At 65.2% G+C, this 19,166-nt stretch carries 16 protein-coding genes; 10 read left to right on the top strand and 6 right to left on the bottom strand.

What is annotated here, in order from left to right; genetic code table 11:
* Positions 1-51 precede the first annotated feature (51 nt).
* The 3 genes from CR103_RS08640 to CR103_RS08630 are packed head-to-tail and all read left to right on the top strand — an operon-like array spanning position 52 to position 4,678.
* On the top strand, positions 52-2,016 hold the full coding sequence (locus CR103_RS08640) for a serine protein kinase (protein WP_229442943.1): 1,965 nt from the start codon (positions 52-54) through the stop codon (positions 2,014-2,016).
* Positions 2,017-2,054: 38 nt separating this feature from the next.
* Entirely contained in the window at positions 2,055-3,251 is a 1,197-nt protein-coding gene (locus tag CR103_RS08635) for a DUF444 family protein (RefSeq protein WP_229442941.1), read from the top strand.
* Positions 3,248-4,678 carry a SpoVR family protein gene (locus CR103_RS08630; protein ID WP_099915577.1) on the top strand — a complete coding sequence of 477 codons (1,431 nt, stop codon included), beginning with the start codon at positions 3,248-3,250 and terminating at the stop codon, positions 4,676-4,678. Before CR103_RS08635 ends, CR103_RS08630 begins: the two co-directional genes overlap by 4 nt.
* 41 nt (positions 4,679-4,719) lie before the next feature.
* Here CR103_RS08630 and CR103_RS08625 read toward each other — a convergent pair whose 3' ends face one another.
* The gene (locus CR103_RS08625) at positions 4,720-6,429 is read right to left on the bottom strand and encodes an FAD-binding oxidoreductase (protein WP_099915576.1); all 1,710 of its coding nucleotides are present in this window, start codon (positions 6,427-6,429) and stop codon (positions 4,720-4,722) included.
* Between the two features lie 11 nt (positions 6,430-6,440).
* Complete coding sequence (locus tag CR103_RS08620; protein WP_099915575.1) at positions 6,441-7,220, bottom strand: N-acyl amino acid synthase FeeM domain-containing protein; 780 nt, start codon at positions 7,218-7,220, stop codon at positions 6,441-6,443.
* Positions 7,221-7,660: 440 nt separating this feature from the next.
* Here CR103_RS08620 and CR103_RS08615 point away from each other — a divergent pair, with 440 nt between their 5' ends.
* The gene (locus tag CR103_RS08615; protein ID WP_143752555.1) at positions 7,661-8,104 is read left to right on the top strand and encodes a hypothetical protein; all 444 of its coding nucleotides are present in this window, start codon (positions 7,661-7,663) and stop codon (positions 8,102-8,104) included.
* On the opposite strand, the gene CR103_RS08610 is transcribed toward CR103_RS08615, so the two are convergent.
* A complete protein-coding gene (locus CR103_RS08610; protein WP_099915573.1) occupies positions 8,070-9,170 on the bottom strand; it encodes a glycosyltransferase family 4 protein in 1,101 nt (366 codons plus the stop codon). The genes CR103_RS08615 and CR103_RS08610 overlap by 35 nt on opposite strands.
* A 543-nt stretch (positions 9,171-9,713) precedes the next feature.
* Between CR103_RS08610 and CR103_RS08600 the strand changes: the two genes are divergently transcribed.
* From CR103_RS08600 to CR103_RS08575, 6 genes are all read left to right on the top strand, one after another.
* Positions 9,714-9,911, top strand: coding sequence for a hypothetical protein (locus tag CR103_RS08600; protein WP_099915571.1), 198 nt, complete (start codon positions 9,714-9,716; stop codon positions 9,909-9,911).
* Complete coding sequence (locus CR103_RS08595; protein WP_099915570.1) at positions 9,908-10,759, top strand: hydrolase 2, exosortase A system-associated; 852 nt, start codon at positions 9,908-9,910, stop codon at positions 10,757-10,759. Before CR103_RS08600 ends, CR103_RS08595 begins: the two co-directional genes overlap by 4 nt.
* Positions 10,756-11,466 carry a hydrolase 1, exosortase A system-associated gene (locus CR103_RS08590; RefSeq protein WP_099915569.1) on the top strand — a complete coding sequence of 237 codons (711 nt, stop codon included), beginning with the start codon at positions 10,756-10,758 and terminating at the stop codon, positions 11,464-11,466. Before CR103_RS08595 ends, CR103_RS08590 begins: the two co-directional genes overlap by 4 nt.
* A 127-nt stretch (positions 11,467-11,593) precedes the next feature.
* Entirely contained in the window at positions 11,594-13,213 is a 1,620-nt protein-coding gene (gene nadB / locus CR103_RS08585; RefSeq protein ID WP_099915568.1) for an L-aspartate oxidase, read from the top strand.
* A gap of 59 nt (positions 13,214-13,272) precedes the next feature.
* Positions 13,273-14,184, top strand: coding sequence for a DMT family transporter (locus CR103_RS08580; RefSeq protein ID WP_099915567.1), 912 nt, complete (start codon positions 13,273-13,275; stop codon positions 14,182-14,184).
* A gap of 333 nt (positions 14,185-14,517) precedes the next feature.
* Entirely contained in the window at positions 14,518-15,378 is an 861-nt protein-coding gene (locus tag CR103_RS08575; RefSeq protein WP_180279337.1) for an NAD-dependent protein deacetylase, read from the top strand.
* A 117-nt stretch (positions 15,379-15,495) separates the two neighbouring features.
* Here the strand turns inward: CR103_RS08575 and nadC are convergent, their stop codons facing one another.
* Genes nadC through CR103_RS08560 form a run of 3 tightly spaced genes read right to left on the bottom strand, consistent with a single transcriptional unit; the run spans position 15,496 to position 19,135 of the window.
* Positions 15,496-16,365 (bottom strand): carboxylating nicotinate-nucleotide diphosphorylase, encoded by an 870-nt coding sequence (gene nadC / locus CR103_RS08570; protein ID WP_099915630.1) that lies wholly within the window; start codon positions 16,363-16,365, stop codon positions 15,496-15,498.
* Between the two features lie 14 nt (positions 16,366-16,379).
* Entirely contained in the window at positions 16,380-17,513 is a 1,134-nt protein-coding gene (nadA, locus tag CR103_RS08565; RefSeq protein WP_099915565.1) for a quinolinate synthase NadA, read from the bottom strand.
* A gap of 23 nt (positions 17,514-17,536) precedes the next feature.
* Complete coding sequence (locus CR103_RS08560; protein WP_099915564.1) at positions 17,537-19,135, bottom strand: ABC-F family ATPase; 1,599 nt, start codon at positions 19,133-19,135, stop codon at positions 17,537-17,539.
* Between the last annotated feature and the right edge of the window lie 31 nt (positions 19,136-19,166).

The raw sequence follows: 19,166 nt of genomic DNA, 5'->3' as shown, positions 1-19,166 counted from the left end.
AGTGACCGCGGCCGCGGTCTGTCGTCACTTTCATTCGATACTGGAGGAACCGTGACGTCGTCAAGCGAGGATCTTCAATCTTGTCCATCGGACCGGCAAGACAGCTTTATCGAAAGCCTCGGCCTGCATGCCAGGCAGCACCGGGCTCGTCACTGGTCGGGGCAGTTTTCAGCCTTCATGCAGGAAATCCTGGCCAAGGCGCCCGAGCGCGTCGCGCGCAGCTCGCACCAGTACATCTGGGACATGATTCGCGCTACCTTTATCCAAGACAATGACGGTCACTACCACTGCAAGCTGTTCGAGGACGAGCTGTTCGGCATCGACGAGGCCATCGACCGGGTCATCGATTATTTCAAGGCCGCCAGCGCCGGTTCCGAAGTGGGCAGGCGCCTGTTGCTGCTGCTCGGGCCGCCGTCGGGCGGCAAGTCGACCCTGGTGATCCTGCTCAAGCGCGGGCTCGAAGATTACAGCTACACCGACGACGGCGCGCAGTACGCCATCGCCGGCTGCCCGGTGCACGAATCGCCCTTGCACCTGGTGCCGCACAGCATGCGCGCCAGTTGCCGCGGCACCTACGGCATCGACATCGCCGGCCAATTATGCCCGCACTGCCGGGTCCGCCTCGAAGACGATTTCGGCGGCGACTTCATGCAGATGCCGGTCGAACGCCTGTTCATCTCGGAGGCCGGGCGCAGCGGCATCGGCACCTATGCGCCGCACGACCCCACCACCGCCGACCTGGCCGACCTGGTCGGCTCGGTCGACCTGTCGAAGGTGGCCGAATACGGCGACGAGGGCGACCCGCGCGCCTGGTCGTGGTCGGGCGCGGTGTACGCGGCAAGCCGCGGCGTGCTCGAAATGATCGAGATCCTCAAGGTCAAGCGCGAATTTCTTTACCTTCTGCTGACGTTGACGCAGGAGAAAAACGTCAAGGTGTCGCGCTTCCCGCTGATCTACCTCGACGAAACCATCGTCGCCCACACCAACCTGGCCGAGTTCCGCAAGTTCCTGCAGGAGAGCGAAAACGAAGCCCTGCTCGACCGCATGGTCATCATCCAGGTGCCGTACACCCTCGACTACAAGCAGGAAGCGCGCATTTACCACAAACTCATCGCGTCGGCGGCGCCGGCGTTCCGCGATGTCCACCTCGATCCCCACGTGCTGCACGCGGCGGCGGTGTTCGCCATCCTCAGCCGCATCCAGGACAGCGACGACAAGGAAATCGAACAGGTGCGCAAGGTGCGCACCCACGCCGGCGAAGAAGTCGAAGGCATGACGCGCGCCGACGCGCGCCGCCTCAAGCAAAGGGAAAAGGCGCCCGACGAGGGCCTGGCCGGGGTGTCGCCGCGCTTCGTCATCAACGCCTTGTCGAACGCGATCATCCAGTCGGACCAGAAAAGCCTGTCGACGATGGACGTGCTGCTCGCGCTCAAGGACGGCATCGAGAACGACGCCCGGATCGACCCGAAGAAAAAGCGCAAGTGGGTCGATTACCTGATCGTCACGCGCAAGGATTTCTACAACCGTTGGGTCAAGGAAGACGTCCACAAGGCGCTGTTCGTGTCGTTCGAACAGGAAGCGCAAGACTTGCTCGACAAATACCTCGACGAGGTCGAGGCGACGCTCGACAACCGCCAGGTCACGGACCCGATCACCAACGAGGAGCGGCGCCCTGACGAGCGCTTCCTGCGCGCGGTCGAAGAAAAAATCCATGTCTCTGAATCGGGCAAGCACTCGTTCCGCCAGGAAGTCGTGCGCAAGGCAATGGGCGCCTACAAGCGCGGACTCAAATTCGGCCTCGACAGCCATTTGCAGCTCAACGATGCGGTGCAGCATTACCTGTTCGAACAGCGCCGCGACGTGTTGCGGCTGGTCAGTTCCGCCAGGCGCCCCGACGATGACGTGCGTACCAAGGTGTCGGCGGTGGAAAAACGGCTGGTCGACGAATACGGTTACGACAGCCACAGCGCGCGCGAAGCGCTGAACTACGTGACGACCTTGCTGGCGCAAGAGTAACAGGGTTACTGGTTTTACTGTCCTGTATGGAGGAGCGGGTGACGGCAACGATCGACACGGCCTGGTACGACCTGTTCTCGCGCGGAGCGCGCGACTTGCTGCGCCACAATAGCAAGGTGCGCGAGGCGGTGCACGACCACCTGCCCGAGCTGATCGCCGGCCCGGACCTGATTACCGGCTCGGCCACGCGCACCGTGCAGGTGCCGCTGCGCATGCTCGAGCACGCGCGTTTCCGACTGGCCGACAGCCGTGCCAGGGCCGGCGTCGGCCAAGGCCGGGGCCAGCCCGGCGACGTCCTGCAGACCCTTGACCCGGCGCGCGCCGGCGCGGCCGAACCGGGCAAGGGGGGCGATGGCGGCAAGGGTGGCAGTGCGGACGGCGAAGTGAGCCTGCTGCTTGAATTCTCGGTCGACGAAGTGATGGACTGGATCTGGGAGGAACTCAAGCTCCCTGACCTGAAACCGAAGCCCAACACCCGCGTCGATACCCCGGAACTGGTGCGCGAAGGCTTGGACAAGCACGGCGCGCCGTCGCGCCTGGACCGGCGCCGCACCGCCAAGGAGGCGATCAAGCGACGTGCCGCGCAAGAGAACCCGGTGCCGTATGTCAACGGGGACCTGCGGTTTCGCCAGGTCGTCGCGCGATCGCGCCCCAGCACTTCGGCGGTAGTGTTTTTCGTCATCGACGTTTCGGCCAGCATGACCGAGCTCGAGCGCAAACTGGCGAAGTCCTTCTTTTTTTTCGCGCTCCATGGCCTGCGCCGCAAGTATGCCAAGGTGGCGACCCGCTTCATCGCCCACACCACGCGGGCGTGGGAATTTACCGAAGCCGAATTTTTCCAGGTGTCCGGCAGCGGCGGCACCATCGCCTCGAGCGCGATGCGGCTCACGCTGGAACTGGTGCGCGCCGAACTCGACGCGGCAATTGATAACGTCTACCTGTTCTACGCTTCCGACGGCGAGAACTTTACCGAAGACCGCGGCCCCGCCAGCGCCGCGTTGACCGAACTGGGCGGCATGCTGAACTACATCGGCTACATCGAAACCCTGCCCGGCATGCCGCGTACTGTCGACACCGAGATGCGGCGGCTGTGCGGCGAACTGCAGCGGCGCGGCCTGCCGATTGCCAGCAGCGTGCTGGCCAATCCTGACGATGTCTGGCGCGCGCTGCGCAAGTTTTTTGTGCAGGAAGCGGGCGCCGTTGCCGTCGATGCGCCGGGGGGGCCAGCCCGATGAGCGCCTGCCGCGGCGGCAACGGCGAGCTGGCGGACTACACCGCCCGGCTGGAGGCGCTGGCAATCGAACTCGGCATGGATTTTTACCCAGTCCATTTCGACCTGGTGCCGGCCAGTTTCATGCTCGAGATCGCCGTGTACGGACTGCCGGTTCGCATGCGCCACTGGTCGTTCGGGGTGAGCTACCTTCACCATCTAGTGCGTCAGCACATGGGCCACTCGAAAATTTTCGAAGTCATGTTCCCGGGCGACCCTTGCCGCGCCTTCATGCTCGAACAAAATTCACTGGCCGAAAACACGCTGGTCACCGCCCACGTGCTCGGTCACGCCGACTTTGCCAAGAACAACGCCCTGTTCACCCGTTTCATCGCGATGGCTGGCAGCAACATCCTCGAACAAAGCGCGGCACGCTCCAATCGGCTCGAGCGCGCGCTGGCCGCCCACGGGCAGCAACGGGTCGAAGCGGTGCTCGACGCGGCGTTGGCGCTGGAAACCCACATCGACGTCGACCAGCCGCTGCACCGCGACCGCTACGCCGAATTCGTCGGGTTGAAATCGGCAGCGCCAGCGGACCGGTTCGGCGATCGCTACGCGCGCCTGGCGGGTGAAGCCGACGTGCCGGCCAACCACCCGGCAGCTCAGTGCGCATCCCCGCACGCAGCCCAGGGCGCTGCGCAGCGTATGCCTTTGCCGCCGCGGCCGGAACCCGACCTGCTGTGGTTCCTGGCCCAGTACGCTCCTGAGATGGCAGACTGGGAGCGCGACATCTTGCTGGCGGTGCGCGAGGAAGCCTTCTATTTTCAGCCGATCCACGCCTGCCAGATCATGAACGAAGGCTGGGCTTCGTACTGGCATGCGCGCCTGCTGCGCGAAGCGCACTTCCTGCCGCCGGACCTGTACCTGTCGGCCATCAAGGCCCACTCCGACGTGGTGCGCCCGTTCGCCAGCGGCCAGCAGCTGGCGCTGTCGCTAAATCCGTATCACCTGGGCTTTTCGATGTGGGAACACATCATCGAGCGCCACGGCATCGAAAAAGCGCGCCAGATTTGCCGCGAGGAAGACGATTGCGGGTTCATCCGCAACTACCTCGACAGCGAGCTGGCCGAGCAACTCGACCTGTTTGTCTACCAAGCCCGCAAGGATGGCGACACGAGCATCGTCAGCCGCGACCTGCACGCGATCCGTGAAGCAATCCTGGCGCCAAAGTTCAACTTTGGCGCGCCCTGCGTTACCGTGTCCAGCGTCGGTGCCGACGGCTGCCTCGAGCTGCGCCACGATCACCTGCGCGACGGCCGCGGGCTCGACCTGGCGCAGGCCGAGCGGGTAGTCGAGTATGTCGCCCGCATCTGGCGCCGCCCGGTGTCGCTGCACACGGTGGATTTTCGCGGCGTGATACGGGTGTTGCCGACACGGCGTAATCCGCCCTAAGCCCTCAGCCCGGCACCCGGCGCGCGGCGCGTGCCGGCGGCTTATGCACGCGGCGCCGGCCCTCTTCCTTGTTGGGGAAATTGACATACCCGCGCCCCGGCCCGCGCCGGCTCGTAGCGCCCCGGCGCGATGATGCCGTCCGGGTCCAGGGCCGCCTTGATGCGGCTGACGACGCGCCAGAATACGTCGCCGTGCGGGTCGAGCCCTGCCATCGACTGGATGCCGACCCGGTAGGGAATGTAGCCCGCTGTCATCACGGCATCGAACAGCGCGCGGTAGCACCCCTTGGCGCGCTCGGTCTCGGCCGGGTCTTCCTTGTCGTACGCCACCGTCAGCACGCCGCCCAGCGCGCGCTCGTTGATCATGCTGAACGTGACAAACAGGTCGAAGCCGTAGTTGGCGAAGATCGGCGCCGCCAGCGCATGCAGGGCCAGCACGTCGGCGCCGCGCATCGGCAGGATCGGCGACACCCACAGCAGGCCGCAGTTATCGACAGCGGGGTTGGCCTGTTGCGGGAAACCGGCCGGCAGGCCGCCGCGCCGGCGCCAGTAAGCCCCGGCCAGGAAGCGCCCGTTCGGCTCGCCGCGGTTGATGGCAAACAGCGCTTCGCCCAGCCCCACCTTGGCGCGCAGGGGGGCGCCCAAGCCGACAATGCCGAGCAACCGTCCCAACAGCGCGCCGCGGCTCAGTGTTTGCGGCGTAAGAAATGTCGACCTTGCCTTTGTGGGGCGCAGCGCCCGGCGCAGCGCGGCGCGCGCCGCCGCCACTTGCAGTTTGCTGCCGTACAAGGCACCCGACACGGTCCATGCACCGGCGCCCGCCCTGGCCCGCAGCTGCAGGCGCAGGTCCTCCGGCAGCGCCGCCTGGCCGGCGGCCTGGTCGCGCGGAAAGGTGATGCCGCCCGAGATGACCCGCAAGTCGTTGCCGATATGGACAATACTGCGCAAGGTTCCGTCCAGCCGCAGCGGGCGCAGCGCATCGACGACGGGGCCGATGTCGGCATGCGCCGGCACCATGCATAAAAAATGGTTGACGCATTCCGCCTTGGGCATCAGCCAGATGCCCAGCTGGGTCACGACGCCGAAGTTGGACTGGCTGAACAAGCCGTCGAGGAAAGGCCCGACGCCGTACGGGAACAGGTGGGTGGTGCGCGCGTTGGGATAATGGCCGAAGCCGGTGTCGAGTACCTCGCCGCTGGCGAGCACCACCTGCATCCCGGCGATATACTGCAGCCGGTTGCCGTACGGCGAATGGCCGAAGCCGCGCTCGAGAATATTGCCGATGAAGCTGGTGTCGGGGCCGGCGCCGGTGCAGTCGATCTGCAGCGCAATGCCGCGCGCGTGCAGGTAGTCGGCCAGCTGTTGCTGGGTGACGCCGGGCTCGATTACCGCGTACGCCAGCTCGGGATCGACCAAGATGATGCGGTTCATGCGCGACAGATCGAGCACCACCTGGCCATCGGTAACTGCGCAGGCGTCGCCGTAGCCCCAGTTCTTGCCGGTGCTGACCGGATAGACGGCAGTGTGGTGGGTGCGCGCCAGCGCCACCAGCGCGATGACGTCGGCGCGCGAGCCGGGGCTGACCACCGCCAGCGCCAGCGTGCTGCGCGAGGCAGTGCTGCGCGCATAGCGGTTCAAGGTGGCGGCATCGCTCCGCACGTAGGCGGCGCCGACTGCCGCGCGCATCGCCCGCAGCAGCGCCGCGCCGCGGCCGCCGTCGTCAGCGTCCTTTTCAACGTCCTGTTCAGCCATCGCGCCCTCCTTCAATTGAGGCCGGCACGCAGCCGCCCGGTGAGGCCCGGCTCGTCGCTGGCCGGGAAAAAATAGGAGTAGAACGAACGGTCCTCGCCTTGCTGCTCCATGCGCCCGCCCCACGTGCGGATCTGGTCGCCCATCCGCGCCAAAGGCAGGCGCAGCAGCACTGCCGGCGCACCAACCCGGGTGCAGGGGCGCTCGGTGCCAACGCCTTCGAAGCCGAGCATGCGCTGATAAAACATCACGTGGCGCGGATTGACCTCGATCACGTAGTCCGAGCAGCAATGGACGACTCGGGCATACAGGTAGGAAATATGGATCAGCGCGGCAAACACGCGTTTCGTCACGCCCTTGTCGATCGCCAGCCGCGACGGCTCGCACAGGCGCCGGCCCTCGGCGCGCAAATGGTCGAGCACGTCGCGGAAGTTGTCGTCGGCCGGCAGCAGGATCGGGCTGTCCAGCCACAGGCTCATGGTGGCCACGACCGCGCCGCCGGTCTCGGCGTACAGCGTGATCTTGCTCGGTTCCTTGAGCAGCGACGGCTCGAAAGCGTAACCGCGCCAATCGTACATCTTGCGGATCAGCACACTGGCCTCCTCGCGCCGACCCGTCGAATTAGCCATCCGGATATGGAAAACCTGCATGTCGGGCCGTCGTTCCAGTTCAGCGTCGAGTCCGGTTCCCGGCGCGGTCGCGGGCGCGGCACCACTGGCGCGCTGGCCCGTACACAATTTGCGCACGCAGGCGGGCGCCGCGAACGTTGCAATCGGCAATTCTTCTTGCATCATGTTGTCGTCCTCCGGTTGTCGACCCGCGCCGATATCGGGCGCACGTACGTTGTGAGGGTGAGACAGAGTCATGCGTAGTCGAGTTCGCGCGACGACAACATTGTTTGCCTTTAGACAAATCGCGGCCAACACCGGGAATAAGTTCGCGGCCAGGCCGGTGCCGACGCAACGGTTCGACAAGAAATTCTTGATGCCAATCAACGGCGCCGCAGTTAAGCAAGTCCGAAAGCTTGCCGGTTTTATCATCAGTCTGTGGCGCAGCCGAGGTCATTGCGGGTTTTGCCGCCCAACACAGAGAACTTCTCCGATACCCCAAGCATGCTCAAGCCGTTCCTCTGCGCGGGCTGGCGCATGGTCATTATCGATTCGCCGCGGCGGCTGCCGCCGCTGACCCGCCTTCGGTTCCTTGCGAAGTACAACCTTCAACTGCGGAGTAGATCATGGCAGCGACAGCAGGACAATCCAGGCTGGTAGTGCATCTGGTCCACCAGCTCGAAGCAGGCGCGCTGGAACACGGCCTGTTCAACCTGATCCGGCACATGCCGCCAGAGCGCTACCGCCATGCCATCGTCTGCCTGAGGGGCAGCAGCGAGCAGCACGCCCAGATCAGGGCGCATGGCCGCGACATGCCGGACCATTCGCCACCGCGCAACAGCGCCTACGCGCGGCGCACCATGGCGATCCTGCGCCAGCAGCGCGCAATGGGCTGGCGCACTACCCAACTGACCGGCCCGCACCCGGGCCTGGTCGAGCCCGACCGCAACCGCGGCGGCCGGCGTCATCGTGCAGCGCCTGCTCGGGGCGATGGCGCGTGGCTGCCCGATGGTCAGTGTGGGACGCTATGGGCCGCTATACCGGCGCCTGCTGGGGCAAACCCGCACTGAGTCGACAGTGAGCGCGCTGCGCCAGCGCATCGGCGTAGCAATCGGCCAGCTGCAGGGCCACGCTGTCCCAGGTATGCGAGCGCACCAGCGTGCGCACCCGCTCGCGCTGCGGCGGCGCGTCGAGCAGGTCGAGCAGCGCGCTTTTCTGGGCCCGGCTGTCGTCCCAACGCACCATGCGCAGCGCGAATTCGCTGTGCGGCAGCGCGATCCCGCTTTCCTCCGTCATCATGACCGGGGTGCCGGCTGCCAGCGCTTCGAGCACCGCCTGAGGCTGCGGCTCGCCCTGGCTGGGCAGCACGAACACGGTGGCCGCGGCGTAGGCGCTGGCCAGCATGCGCTGCTGCTGGCGCAGCGCGCCCATGCAAATCACGCCGGGCACAGCGCGCAACTGGCGCAGGTAGTCGGTATCGCGCTCGAGCGCTTCACCGATGACGACGAACGGCAGTGCCATCTCGGACAACACCTGGGCGATGCCAAGCTGGTTTTTGTAGGGAGAGACCGGGCCAACCATCAGCGCGAAGCGGCCATGAATCGCGGTGCGCGAACGGAACAGCGCGGGCTCGGCGTCGAAAAAGTGGGGACTGACCCCGTTCGGCAGCACGCGCACCTTGGCCGGATTGATCAGGAAAGCGGTGCGGATCGCCTGCCGTTCCGGCTCGCCCTGCGCCACCACCAGGCTGGCCAAATGCAATGCATGGCGGATCTGCGAATAGCTGGTCTGCACATCCGCGCCGATCAGGTTGCCGAGCAGCCGGTCGGCGATCCGCGCGCGGGTGCCGTCGGACCGGCTCCAGCCGGGCGCCACCAGCGCCGACAGCACCACCGGCACCTGCAACCGGGCCGCTTCCTCGACGATGCGGTGGTTGCCGTTGACCGCGGCGAACACGTGCACGACGTCGTAGTCGTCGAGACGCGAACGGAACGGGTCGACCAGTTCGGCCTCGATCCGCGCGCCGGTCGGTAGCGGCGGCAGCCGGTTGAGCGCGGCCACGGTCGCGCGCACCTGTACCTGCAGGTTGCCGTCGCGCTGGAACAGCATCGGGTATGACAATATGCCTACACGCATCGGCTTCTTTCGTTCAGTGCGACAGGGCCGCGGCCAGCTTGCGGCGCGCGAGTTCAGTTCGTCAATCCAGCACGCTGGCGCTGCTCGCTGCTCGCCGTCCACCGCCCACGGCGCCCCGACCTAACCGATCGCAAGCAAAAATAGCGTGACATGCTGGACATGCTATAGATGACGGACGGGAAACACGTGATGCGGATCAAGGGCGCCGCCGCATCCCATTACTCGCCATACAGCAGGCGCCGGCAGATCTTCGCGCTTGCGTCCCTTGTAGATCGCGGACGGCGCCGGCACCGGGTGCAGGTACCGGTGCTTATAGAGTGCCTACGAGTCAATTTTGCAGCCGGTGCCGAGCATGGCTTGCTTGAAAATGCCTTGCGTAAAGAATCCATGATTGAGAACAAGCCCCGCTCGCTGATCGACACTGACCCATCAATACCGCTGAGTCGCTTGCTTGTGCGCTATCAAGAACGGCGCAATTTGAGGGGTGTCTAATTCATATTATAGATAGACAAAAATCATCAAACCTTTGCGAAAAGGAAGCGTATGAAACACCTTGACACCGTCAAGCTGATCCTCGGCGACCCGCTCGGGGTTGCCACTGCCCCCTCGGGCGCCGATTTTTTGCCGCCCGGTAGTGTGCCGCCCGGTAGTGTGCCGAAAACCGGTTCGACGGCCGTGATCGGTGTCATCGTCACGGTCGGCAGCCTGGCCACAATCGTCTTGGAGATGCGTCAGTCATGAATGCCCCACTTCCCGCCACGCCGCACGCCTTGCCGTTTTTCTTCAACGTCGATCCGGGCACGCGCTTCTGCCTGTATTACCCGCCCAATCCGGGCCTGCCGGCGCGCGGCGCCATCCTGTACGTGCACCCGTTTGCCGAAGAAATGAACAGGAGCCGTCGCATGGCCGCGCAGCAGTCGCGCGCGTTTGCCGCGATGGGTTATGCGGTGCTGCAGATGGATTTGTTCGGCTGCGGCGACAGTTGCGGCGAATTTTCTTCCGGCCGCTGGGAGCAATGGAAGCGCGACCTCACGGTGGCGGCCGAATGGCTGGCCGAACGCACCAGCGGACAGCCGCTGCACTTGTGGGGCGTGCGCCTGGGCGGCTTGCTGGCGCTCGATTTCGCCGCCACCCGCAAGGTCGAATCCATCATCCTGTGGCAGCCGTTCATGAACGGACGCACTTGCATCAACCAGTTCCTGCGGCTGCGGCTGGCCGCCGGCACCGACCACGGCGCCCCCCTGGCGCCGCGCAGCACTTCCGCCTTGCGCGCGGAACTGGTCATACGCGGGCGGCTCGAAGTGGCCGGCTACGAACTCGACAGCACGATGGTCAAGGGGATCGATGCCTGCGACGCGGTCAACATCAGGCCGCTGCCTTGCGATGTGCATTGGTTTGCCAGCGGGGCGCGGGCCGCGCGCAAACTGGCGGCCGGCACCGCGCGGCTGGCCCGACACTGGACCCCGCTCGGCGTGACGCTGCACTTCCACGCGATCGACGGCGCGCCGTTCTGGGCCATCAACGACGTTGCCGAATGCCCGGCCCTGCTGGCCGCCACCTCCAGCGTGTTCGCCCCCGCCCCATCATGAATGCCGAGGGACGCGCGCTCAGGTTCAACTGCAATGGCAGCGGCCTGGTCGGCATTGTCGAGGTGCCCGAACGCCCGCTGCCGCGCGGCGTGCTGGTCGTCACCGGCGGGCCGCAGTACCGGGTCGGCAGCCATCGCCAGTTCACCATGCTGGCGCGCGGCCTGTCGCAGCGGGGCCTGCCCGTGATGCGCTTCGATCGCCGCGGCATGGGCGACAGCGAAGGCGAGCCGCGCGGCTTCGAACGGATCGACGACGACATCCGCGCTGCCATGAAAGAATTTTTCATGCAGATGCCGGAATTGCGGGAGGTGGTGATCTGGGGCCTGTGCGATGCCGCCGCCGCCGCCGCTCTCTACGTAGCCACCGACGAGCGCGTGTGCGGCCTGGTGCTGCTCAATCCGTGGGTCCGCACGCAGCTGGACGACGTGGCGGTCTGGAACAAGGTCCCGGACGGCAAGCGCAATGTGTTCGCCGGCGCCGCGCCGCTGCCGCAGCGAGTGGCCGACAGCCTGGCCAGGTACGCGGGCCAGGTGCTGGTGATCCTTTCCGGCGACGACCTGATGGCGGCCGAATTTGCCCGCGTGATGGCACGCCACGAGGTGCGCGCCAGGCGGATCGACGTCAGCGGCGCCAGCCACACCTTCGCCAGCCACAAGTGGCGCGCCCAGGTCGCCGAAGCGAGCGCCAACTGGATCATGTCCTGGTAAGCCCGAGTTCCGGAGCATGCGCGGTCAAGCGCCCTGCCCGGGCTCGACCCACGAGCTCCATGCGGGTCGGCGGCGCCCGGGCAAATAGATTATAGTGGTGCTTTTGTGCACCCCAGCGTGAGCAACCATGAAATTTGACGTCGCAATTGTCGGCAGCGGACTGGCCGGCCTGTCGGTCGCCCTGCACCTGGCGCAGACCCGTACAGTCGCCATCATTTCCAAGCGCGCCCTGTTAGATGGCGCCAGCAACTGGGCCCAGGGCGGCATCGCCGCCGTGCTCGATTCGGGCGACAGCTTCCAGGAACACATCGACGACACCCTGGTCGCCGGCGCCGGCCTGTGCGACGAGGCGGCCACCCGCTACATCGTCGAGCATGGCCGCGAAGCGATCGAATGGCTGATCGAGCAAGGCGTGCCGTTCACCCGCGACGCCAACGCGGAGATGGGCTTCCACCTGACGCGAGAAGGCGGCCACAGCCAGCGCCGCATCATCCACGCCGCCGACGCCACCGGCCACGCGGTGCAGCTCACGCTCGAGCAAAAGGTGCGCGCCCATCCGAATATCTCGCTGTTCGAGCAGCACTGCGCGATCGACGTCATCAGCTCCGACAAGCTGGTCGCCAAACACCCGCAAGCCGGCCATCCGGTGGCGCCGCGCTGCCTCGGCCTGTACGTGCAGGATGAAAAAACCGGCGCGGTGCTCACGTTCGAAGCCGAGCACACCGTGCTGTGCACCGGCGGCGCCGGCAAGACCTACCTGTACACCACCAATCCCGACACCGCCACCGGCGACGGCATTGCGATGGCCTGGCGCGCCGGCTGCCGCGTGTCGAACATGGAATTCATCCAGTTCCACCCGACCTGCCTGTACCATCCGTTCGCCAAGTCGTTCCTGATCACGGAGGCGATCCGCGGCGAAGGCGGGCGGCTGCTGCTGCCGCCCGAAGCGGGCGCCGCCGCCGGCACCCGCTTCATGCCGATGCATGACGAGCGCGGCGAACTGGCGCCGCGCGACGTCGTCGCCCGCGCCATCGACTTCGAGATGAAAAAGCGCGGCGTCGACTACGTCAACCTCGACATCAGCCACCTGCCGGCCGATTTCCTCATCGAACACTTCCCGACCATTTACGCGCGCTGCCTCGAACTCGGGATCGACATCACGAAGCAGCCGATCCCGGTGGTGCCGGCGGTGCACTTCACCTGCGGCGGCGTGGTCACCGATCTTTCCGGGCGCACCGACCTCGAAGGCTTGTACGCGGTCGGAGAAACCGCCTGCACCGGCCTGCACGGCGCCAACCGGCTGGCCAGCAACTCGCTGCTCGAATGCCTGGTGGTCGGCCGCGCCTGCGCCCAGTTCGTCGCCGCCCAGCCGAAATTCACGCTGCCCGCGTTGCCGCTGTGGGACGAAAGCCGGGTCACCAATGCCGACGAAGAAGTGGTCATCTCGCACAACTGGGACGAACTGCGCCGCTTTATGTGGAATTACGTCGGCATCGTGCGCACCACCAAGCGGCTCGAACGCGCCCAGCACCGCATCGCGCTGCTGAAGGAAGAAATCGACGAGTATTATCACCACTTCCGCATCTCGCACGACTTGCTCGAACTGCGCAACCTGGTCGAGGTGGCCTCGCTGATCGTCAACAGCGCGCTGTCGCGCCACGAAAGCCGCGGCCTGCATTTCAGTCGCGATTATCCGGCCACCTTGCCGAAGGCGCTGCCCAGCGTGCTGACGCCGCCGCGGCGCTGAACGACTTCGCTACCGAGACCCAACCCGCTGACCGGCGGGTTTTTTAATTTCGAGAATGCATGAACCGCACATTGACCGCTTCCACCGCGTTGCTGCTGACCGTTCCACCGCTGCTGTGGGCCGGTAACGCCATCGTCGGGCGGCTGGTGCGCGATGCGGTGCCGCCGATGACGCTGAACCTGCTGCGCTGGTCGATCGCGCTGCTGATCCTGCTGCCGCTCGGGCGCGCCATGCTGCGGCCCGGCAGCGGGCTGTGGCAACACTGGCGCCGCTACAGCCTGCTCGGCCTGCTCGGCGTTGGCCTCTACAACTCGTTGCAATACCTGGCACTGCAAACCTCGACGCCGATCAACGTCACCCTGGTGGCGGCCGGCATGCCGGTGTGGATGCTGCTGGTCGGCGGGCTGTTTTTCGGCATGCCGGCGCGGCCCCGCCAGCTGGTCGGCGCCGCGCTGTCGATTGCCGGCGTGCTGCTGGTGCTCTCGCGCGGCGAATGGCGCCAGCTGGCGGCGCTGCGGCTCGTCGCCGGCGACGGCTACATGATCCTGGCGACGATCTGCTGGTCGTTCTACAGCTGGTTGCTGCTTCAATCTGGCAAGCTGCATTCCAGGGACCGGCCGGGCGTGCGCGCCGACTGGGCCGCCTTCCTGTTGGCGCAAGTGATCTACGGCGTGCTCTGGTCCGGCGCGCTGGCCGGGATCGAATGGTCGGTGCGGGACGTTCACATAGACTGGAGCTGGCAGGTGGTGGCGGCGCTGCTGTTCGTCGCCATCGGCCCGGCGGTGATCGCAATGCGCTGTTGGGGCGCCGGCGTGCAGCGTGCCGGACCCACCGTCGGCGCCTTCTTCACCAACCTGACGCCGCTGTTCGCGGCGCTAATGTCGTCGGCTTTCCTGGGTGAACTGCCGCAGCTGTACCACATTGCCGCTTTTGCCCTGATCGTCGGCGGCATTGCATGGGCTTCACGTTAGGCTGCCGCGAGTTTTTCATTTTTGACCGCAAGAACCGCCCTGCCGTGCCAATCAAACGCACGCTGCCGCAATTGCCCGGAGCCTATAGTTCGCCGACCGCGTCAACGATGTCGAAGGATTTGCCCAGGGCCTCGGCCGCATCACGCTGGCGATTTTCCATTTGTCGTCGGCGACCTTGATCATCTGCCACACCTCGACGCCGTAATTTTGCGCCTTGCCGTCGATATGGAACCAAGGATCGAGGCCAGGACGAAGCAGCGCATGTTGAAGCTTTCTGTTAAATTGGAAAGATCCGATCCTAGGTTAAATTTGACTAATATGCAATATATGCACATGCGCCCGACCGGCCCGGATGAACAAGGCCAGGTCGATCAATTGACCCGCTTCCTGGCGCCGCTGCGCCGCGTGCTGGTGCTGACCGGCGCCGGCATCAGCACCGCGTCGGGCATTCCCGATTACCGCGGCCCCGACGGTATCCGGCGCGGCAAGGCGCCGATACAAGGGCCGGAGTTCCGCAAGTTCGAGGCGGTGCGCAAGCGCTACTGGGCGCGCAGCATGGTCGGCTACCCTGCCCTCGCGCGCGCGGCGCCGAACCCGGCCCACCAGGCGATTGCCGAGCTGCAGGCCGACGCCAGGCTCGGCGGCTTGATCACGCAAAACGTCGACGGCCTGCACCAGCGTGCAGGCAGCCATGACGTCATCGAATTGCACGGCAATATCCACGGCGTCGTCTGCCTCGACTGCCACGCCGGCTTTTCGCGCCGGTTCGTGCAAGATTTGCTGGAAGAACTCAACCCGGGGATACCAGCCTCTGGCGCCGACATTGGCGCCGCGCCGGACGGCGACGCCCACTTCGAGCCCGATGCGCTGGCCCGATTCCACGTTCCCGACTGCGTCCATTGCGGCGGCACGCTGAAACCAAACGTCGTGTTCTTCGGCGACGGCGTCGCCCCCGCCTGCACCACGCAGGCCCTGGCGGCGATGGAAGCGGCCGACGCGCTGCTGGTGGTCGGTTCGTCGCTGATGGTGTTCTCAGGCTTCCGCTTTTGCCGGATGGCGGCGGCAATGAATAAACCGATCGCCGCGATCAACCTCGGCATCACCCGCGCCGACGATTTGTTCAGCCTGAAGATCGACGGCTCGGCCGAACGGCTGCTGCCGGCGCTGCGCGCTGGGCAGCGGCGAGCGTGGTGAGGTCGGGGGGTGAGGGTGATAGCGTGGTGCGGTCGGTGCAGAGTGGCAATCTTCCGGTTGAGCTGACACTGATCCTGCCATGATCGTTTTTTAATACAACCTCTGCAGTGTTGCCTCTTAATCGACGATCCGCAGCGAGTAGTCGGTCGCCTTGACGTCCTTGGTCAGGCTGCCGACCGATATGCGGTCGACGCCGGTCTCGGCGATTGCCCGCACGCTGTCCAAGCTGACGCCGCCGGAAGCTTCCAGCAGCGCGCGCCCGGCATTTAGCGCCACCGCCTGGCGCATCGCGTCGAGCTCGAAATTATCCAGCAGCACCGAGGTGGCGCCGGCCGCCAGCGCGTCCGACAATTGCGCCAGCGTCTCGACTTCGATCTGCACCGGTTTGCCGGAGTTCAACGCGGCAGCTGCCGCCAGTGCGCGGCCAACGCCGCCGGCCGCGGCGATATGGTTTTCCTTGATCAGGATGCCATCGAACAAGGCCATGCGCTGGTTCTTGCCGCCACCGACCCGCACCGCGTACTTTTGCGCCTGGCGCAGGCCCGGCAGCGTCTTGCGGGTGTCGAGGATCGCCGCCTTGGTACCGGCCACGGCGTCGACGTAACGGCGGGTCGCGCTCGCCACGCCCGACATCAGTTGGAGGAAATTGAGCGCGGCCCGTTCGGCCGTCAGCAGCGAGCGCGGCGCCGCGTCGATGCTGCACACGACGCTACCGGCAAGCATCAGGTCGCCTTCAGCATAATTCCATTCGACTTGCGTATTGTCGTCCAGCGCCTGCATCACGCCGTCGAACCACGGCGCGCCGCACAGCACCGCGTCCTCGCGCACGATCACGCGCGCGCGCGCGCGGGTGTCGCTTGGTACCAGCAGGCCGGTCACGTCGCCGCTACCGATGTCTTCCAGTAATGCTGCCAGCAGGTTCGATTCGAACGCCGACTGCAGCGCCGCGTCGAATGCATTGTAGGGATTACGTAAATTGCTGCTCATATTGTTAAAGTAGTTCATGCGGGACCGACTCCTGAAAACAATACGGCTTCTTTCGCCAGTTCGCCGCTTGGCAAGGCACGGGCTTTTTTCGCCGCCGCGAAATCGAGCATGCGGTCGATCGAACGCACCGCCTGCTTGCCGATATTGGGCTCGACGAACACTTCGTTGTTCATGTTTTCCAGCACGTCGGCCAGGTTGCGCAGGCCGTTCATCGCCATCCACGGGCAATGCGCGCAGCTCTTGCAGGTGGCGCTGTTGCCGGCGGTCGGCGCCTCGATGAAGTGCTTGCCGGGCGCGGCGAGGCGCATCTTGTGCAGGATGCCGTTGTCGGTGGCGACAATAAAAGTGGTCGCATCCATGCTGCGGGCGGCGTCGATCAACTGGGTAGTCGAGCCGACCACGTCGGCCAGCGCCACCACGTTGGCCGGCGACTCCGGGTGCACCAGCACTTTTGCGGCCGGGTAGTCAGCTTTCAGCAAATCGAGTTCAATGCCCTTGAATTCGTCGTGCACCAGGCAGGAACCCTGCCACAGCAGCATGTCGGCCCCGGTCTTCTTCTGGATGTAGGAACCGAGGTGGCGGTCCGGCGCCCACAGGATCTTCTTGCCCTGCGCGTGCAGGTGGGCGACGATGTCCAGGCCGATCGACGACGTCACCATCCAGTCGGCGCGCGCTTTCACGGCCGCGCTGGTGTTGGCGTACACCACCACCGTGCGGTCCGGATGCTGGTCGCAAAATTGCGCGAATTCGTCAGCCGGGCAGCCCAGGTCGAGCGAACAGGTGGCGTCGAGATCTGGCATCAGGATGCGCTTTTCGGGGCTCAATATTTTGGCCGTCTCGCCCATGAAACGCACGCCGGCCACGACCAGGGTTTTGGCCGGATGGTCGCGCCCGAAACGCGCCATTTCCAACGAGTCGGAGACGCAGCCGCCGGTTTCTTCGGCCAGGTCCTGCAGGTCGGCGTCGACATAATAATGGGCCACCAGCACCGCCTCGCGTTGCTTGAGCAGGCGCCGGATTTTGTCCTTCAGCATGCTGCGCTCGTCGGCGGATGGCGTCTCCGGCGCGCGCGCCCAGGCCTGCGCGGTACAGCTCTGGCCTGCCTGCGGATGGTCGTATTCGAACTTCGTTATCGGCATGATGTTCATTGCTGATTGGCTCTCCGCCTCGGTTAGTCGATGCCCTGGCTTTTCAGGTAATCTTCGTAGTTGCCCAGGTAATCCGTGATGCCGTCTTCCTTGATCTCGAGGATGCGGGTCGCCAGCGACGACACGAACTCGCGGTCGTGCGAGACGAAGATCAGGGTGCCGGTGTACTTTTCCAGCGCGATGTTGAGCGACTCGATCGACTCCATGTCCATGTGATTGGTCGGCTCGTCGAGCAGCATCACGTTGTGGCGGCCAAGCATCAGCTTGCCGTACATCATGCGGCCCTTTTCGCCGCCGGACAGCACCTTCACCGATTTCTTGACGTCGTCGCCGCCGAACAGCAGACGGCCCAGGATCGAACGCACGGCCTGGTCGTCGTCGCCCTCTTTCGTCCACTGGCCGATCCAGTCGGTCAGCACGGCGTCGGTCGGGAATTCTTCCGTCGGATCCTGCGGCATGTAGCCGACGTTGGCGTTTTCCGCCCACTTGACGCGGCCGGTATCGGGCTTCAGGCCGCTCACGTCGCCGCCGATGGTGCGCAGCAGCGTCGTTTTGCCGGCGCCGTTGGCGCCGATGATGGCGATGCGCTCGCCCGCCTCGACCATGATGGAAAAATTCTTGAACAGCTGGTGCTCGTATTTTTTCGAGATGCCTTCCACTTCGACCGCCAGGCGGTGCAGCTTCTTTTCGGCCTCGAAACGCACGAACGGGTAGGCGCGCGACGACGGCTTGAGATCCTCGACCTTGATTTTCTCGATCTGCTTGGCGCGCGACGTTGCCTGGCGCGCCTTCGACTTGTTGGCGGCGAAGCGGCGCACGAACTCCTGCAGTTCGGCGACCTTGTCTTTCGCTTTCGCGTTGTTCGACAGCAGCTGGTTGCGCGCCTGGGTCGAGGCAAACATGTATTCGTCGTAATTGCCCGGGTAGACCTTCAGCGTGCCGTAGTCCATGTCGGCGACGTGGGTGCAGACCTGGTTGAGGAAGTGACGATCGTGCGAGATGATGATCATCGTCGAGTTACGGTCGTTGAGCACGTCTTCCAGCCAGCGGATGGTGTTGATGTCGAGGTTGTTGGTCGGCTCGTCGAGCAGCAGGATGTCCGGGTTCGAGAACAGCGCCTGCGCCAGCAGCACGCGCAGCTTCCAGCCTGGCGCAACCGCGCTCATCGGGCCCTGGTGCTGCTCGATCGAGACGCCGGCGCCGAGCAGCAGTTCGCCCGCGCGCGCTTCGGCCGAATAGCCATCGTACTCGGCCACTTTCGATTCCAGTTCGGCCGCGTGCATGTAATCGTCGTCGGTCGCCTCGAGGTTGGCGTAGATGGCGTCGCGTTCGGAGATCGCGTTCCACAGTTCCGTGTGGCCCATCATGACGACGTCGAGCACGCGCATCTCTTCGAACGCGAACTGGTCCTGGCGCAATTTACCGAGGCGTTCGTTCGGATCGAGCATGACGGTGCCGCCCGACGCTTCGAGGTCGTTGCCGAGGATTTTCATGAACGTCGACTTGCCGCAGCCGTTGGCGCCGATCAAGCCATAACGGTTGCCGTCGCCGAACTTGACGGAGATGTTTTCGAACAGCGGCTTGGCGCCGAACTGCATGGTGATATTCGCGGTAGAGAGCACGGATGAAGCCTTTAATGAAGATTTCTATTAA

The organism is Massilia psychrophila, assembly GCF_002760665.1.
In the GTDB taxonomy this organism is placed as follows: domain Bacteria; phylum Pseudomonadota; class Gammaproteobacteria; order Burkholderiales; family Burkholderiaceae_D; genus JAFCUW01.
Note: the sequence above shows the minus strand (reverse complement) of the source record. Positions and strands in the feature narration are given on the sequence as shown.

Coding starts and splice junctions, on each gene's coding strand:
- CR103_RS08630 (WP_099915577.1), top strand. CDS start 3,248: ATGAGCGCCTGCCGCGGCGGCAACGGCGAGCTGGCGGACTACACCGCC.
- CR103_RS08625 (WP_099915576.1), bottom strand. CDS start 6,429: ATGGCTGAACAGGACGTTGAAAAGGACGCTGACGACGGCGGCCGCGGC.
- CR103_RS08620 (WP_099915575.1), bottom strand. CDS start 7,220: ATGATGCAAGAAGAATTGCCGATTGCAACGTTCGCGGCGCCCGCCTGC.
- CR103_RS08615 (WP_143752555.1), top strand. CDS start 7,661: ATGGCAGCGACAGCAGGACAATCCAGGCTGGTAGTGCATCTGGTCCAC.
- CR103_RS08610 (WP_099915573.1), bottom strand. CDS start 9,170: ATGCGTGTAGGCATATTGTCATACCCGATGCTGTTCCAGCGCGACGGC.
- CR103_RS08600 (WP_099915571.1), top strand. CDS start 9,714: ATGAAACACCTTGACACCGTCAAGCTGATCCTCGGCGACCCGCTCGGG.
- CR103_RS08595 (WP_099915570.1), top strand. CDS start 9,908: ATGAATGCCCCACTTCCCGCCACGCCGCACGCCTTGCCGTTTTTCTTC.
- CR103_RS08590 (WP_099915569.1), top strand. CDS start 10,756: ATGAATGCCGAGGGACGCGCGCTCAGGTTCAACTGCAATGGCAGCGGC.
- nadB (WP_099915568.1), top strand. CDS start 11,594: ATGAAATTTGACGTCGCAATTGTCGGCAGCGGACTGGCCGGCCTGTCG.
- CR103_RS08580 (WP_099915567.1), top strand. CDS start 13,273: ATGAACCGCACATTGACCGCTTCCACCGCGTTGCTGCTGACCGTTCCA.
- CR103_RS08575 (WP_180279337.1), top strand. CDS start 14,518: ATGCGCCCGACCGGCCCGGATGAACAAGGCCAGGTCGATCAATTGACC.
- nadC (WP_099915630.1), bottom strand. CDS start 16,365: ATGAGCAGCAATTTACGTAATCCCTACAATGCATTCGACGCGGCGCTG.
- nadA (WP_099915565.1), bottom strand. CDS start 17,513: ATGAACATCATGCCGATAACGAAGTTCGAATACGACCATCCGCAGGCA.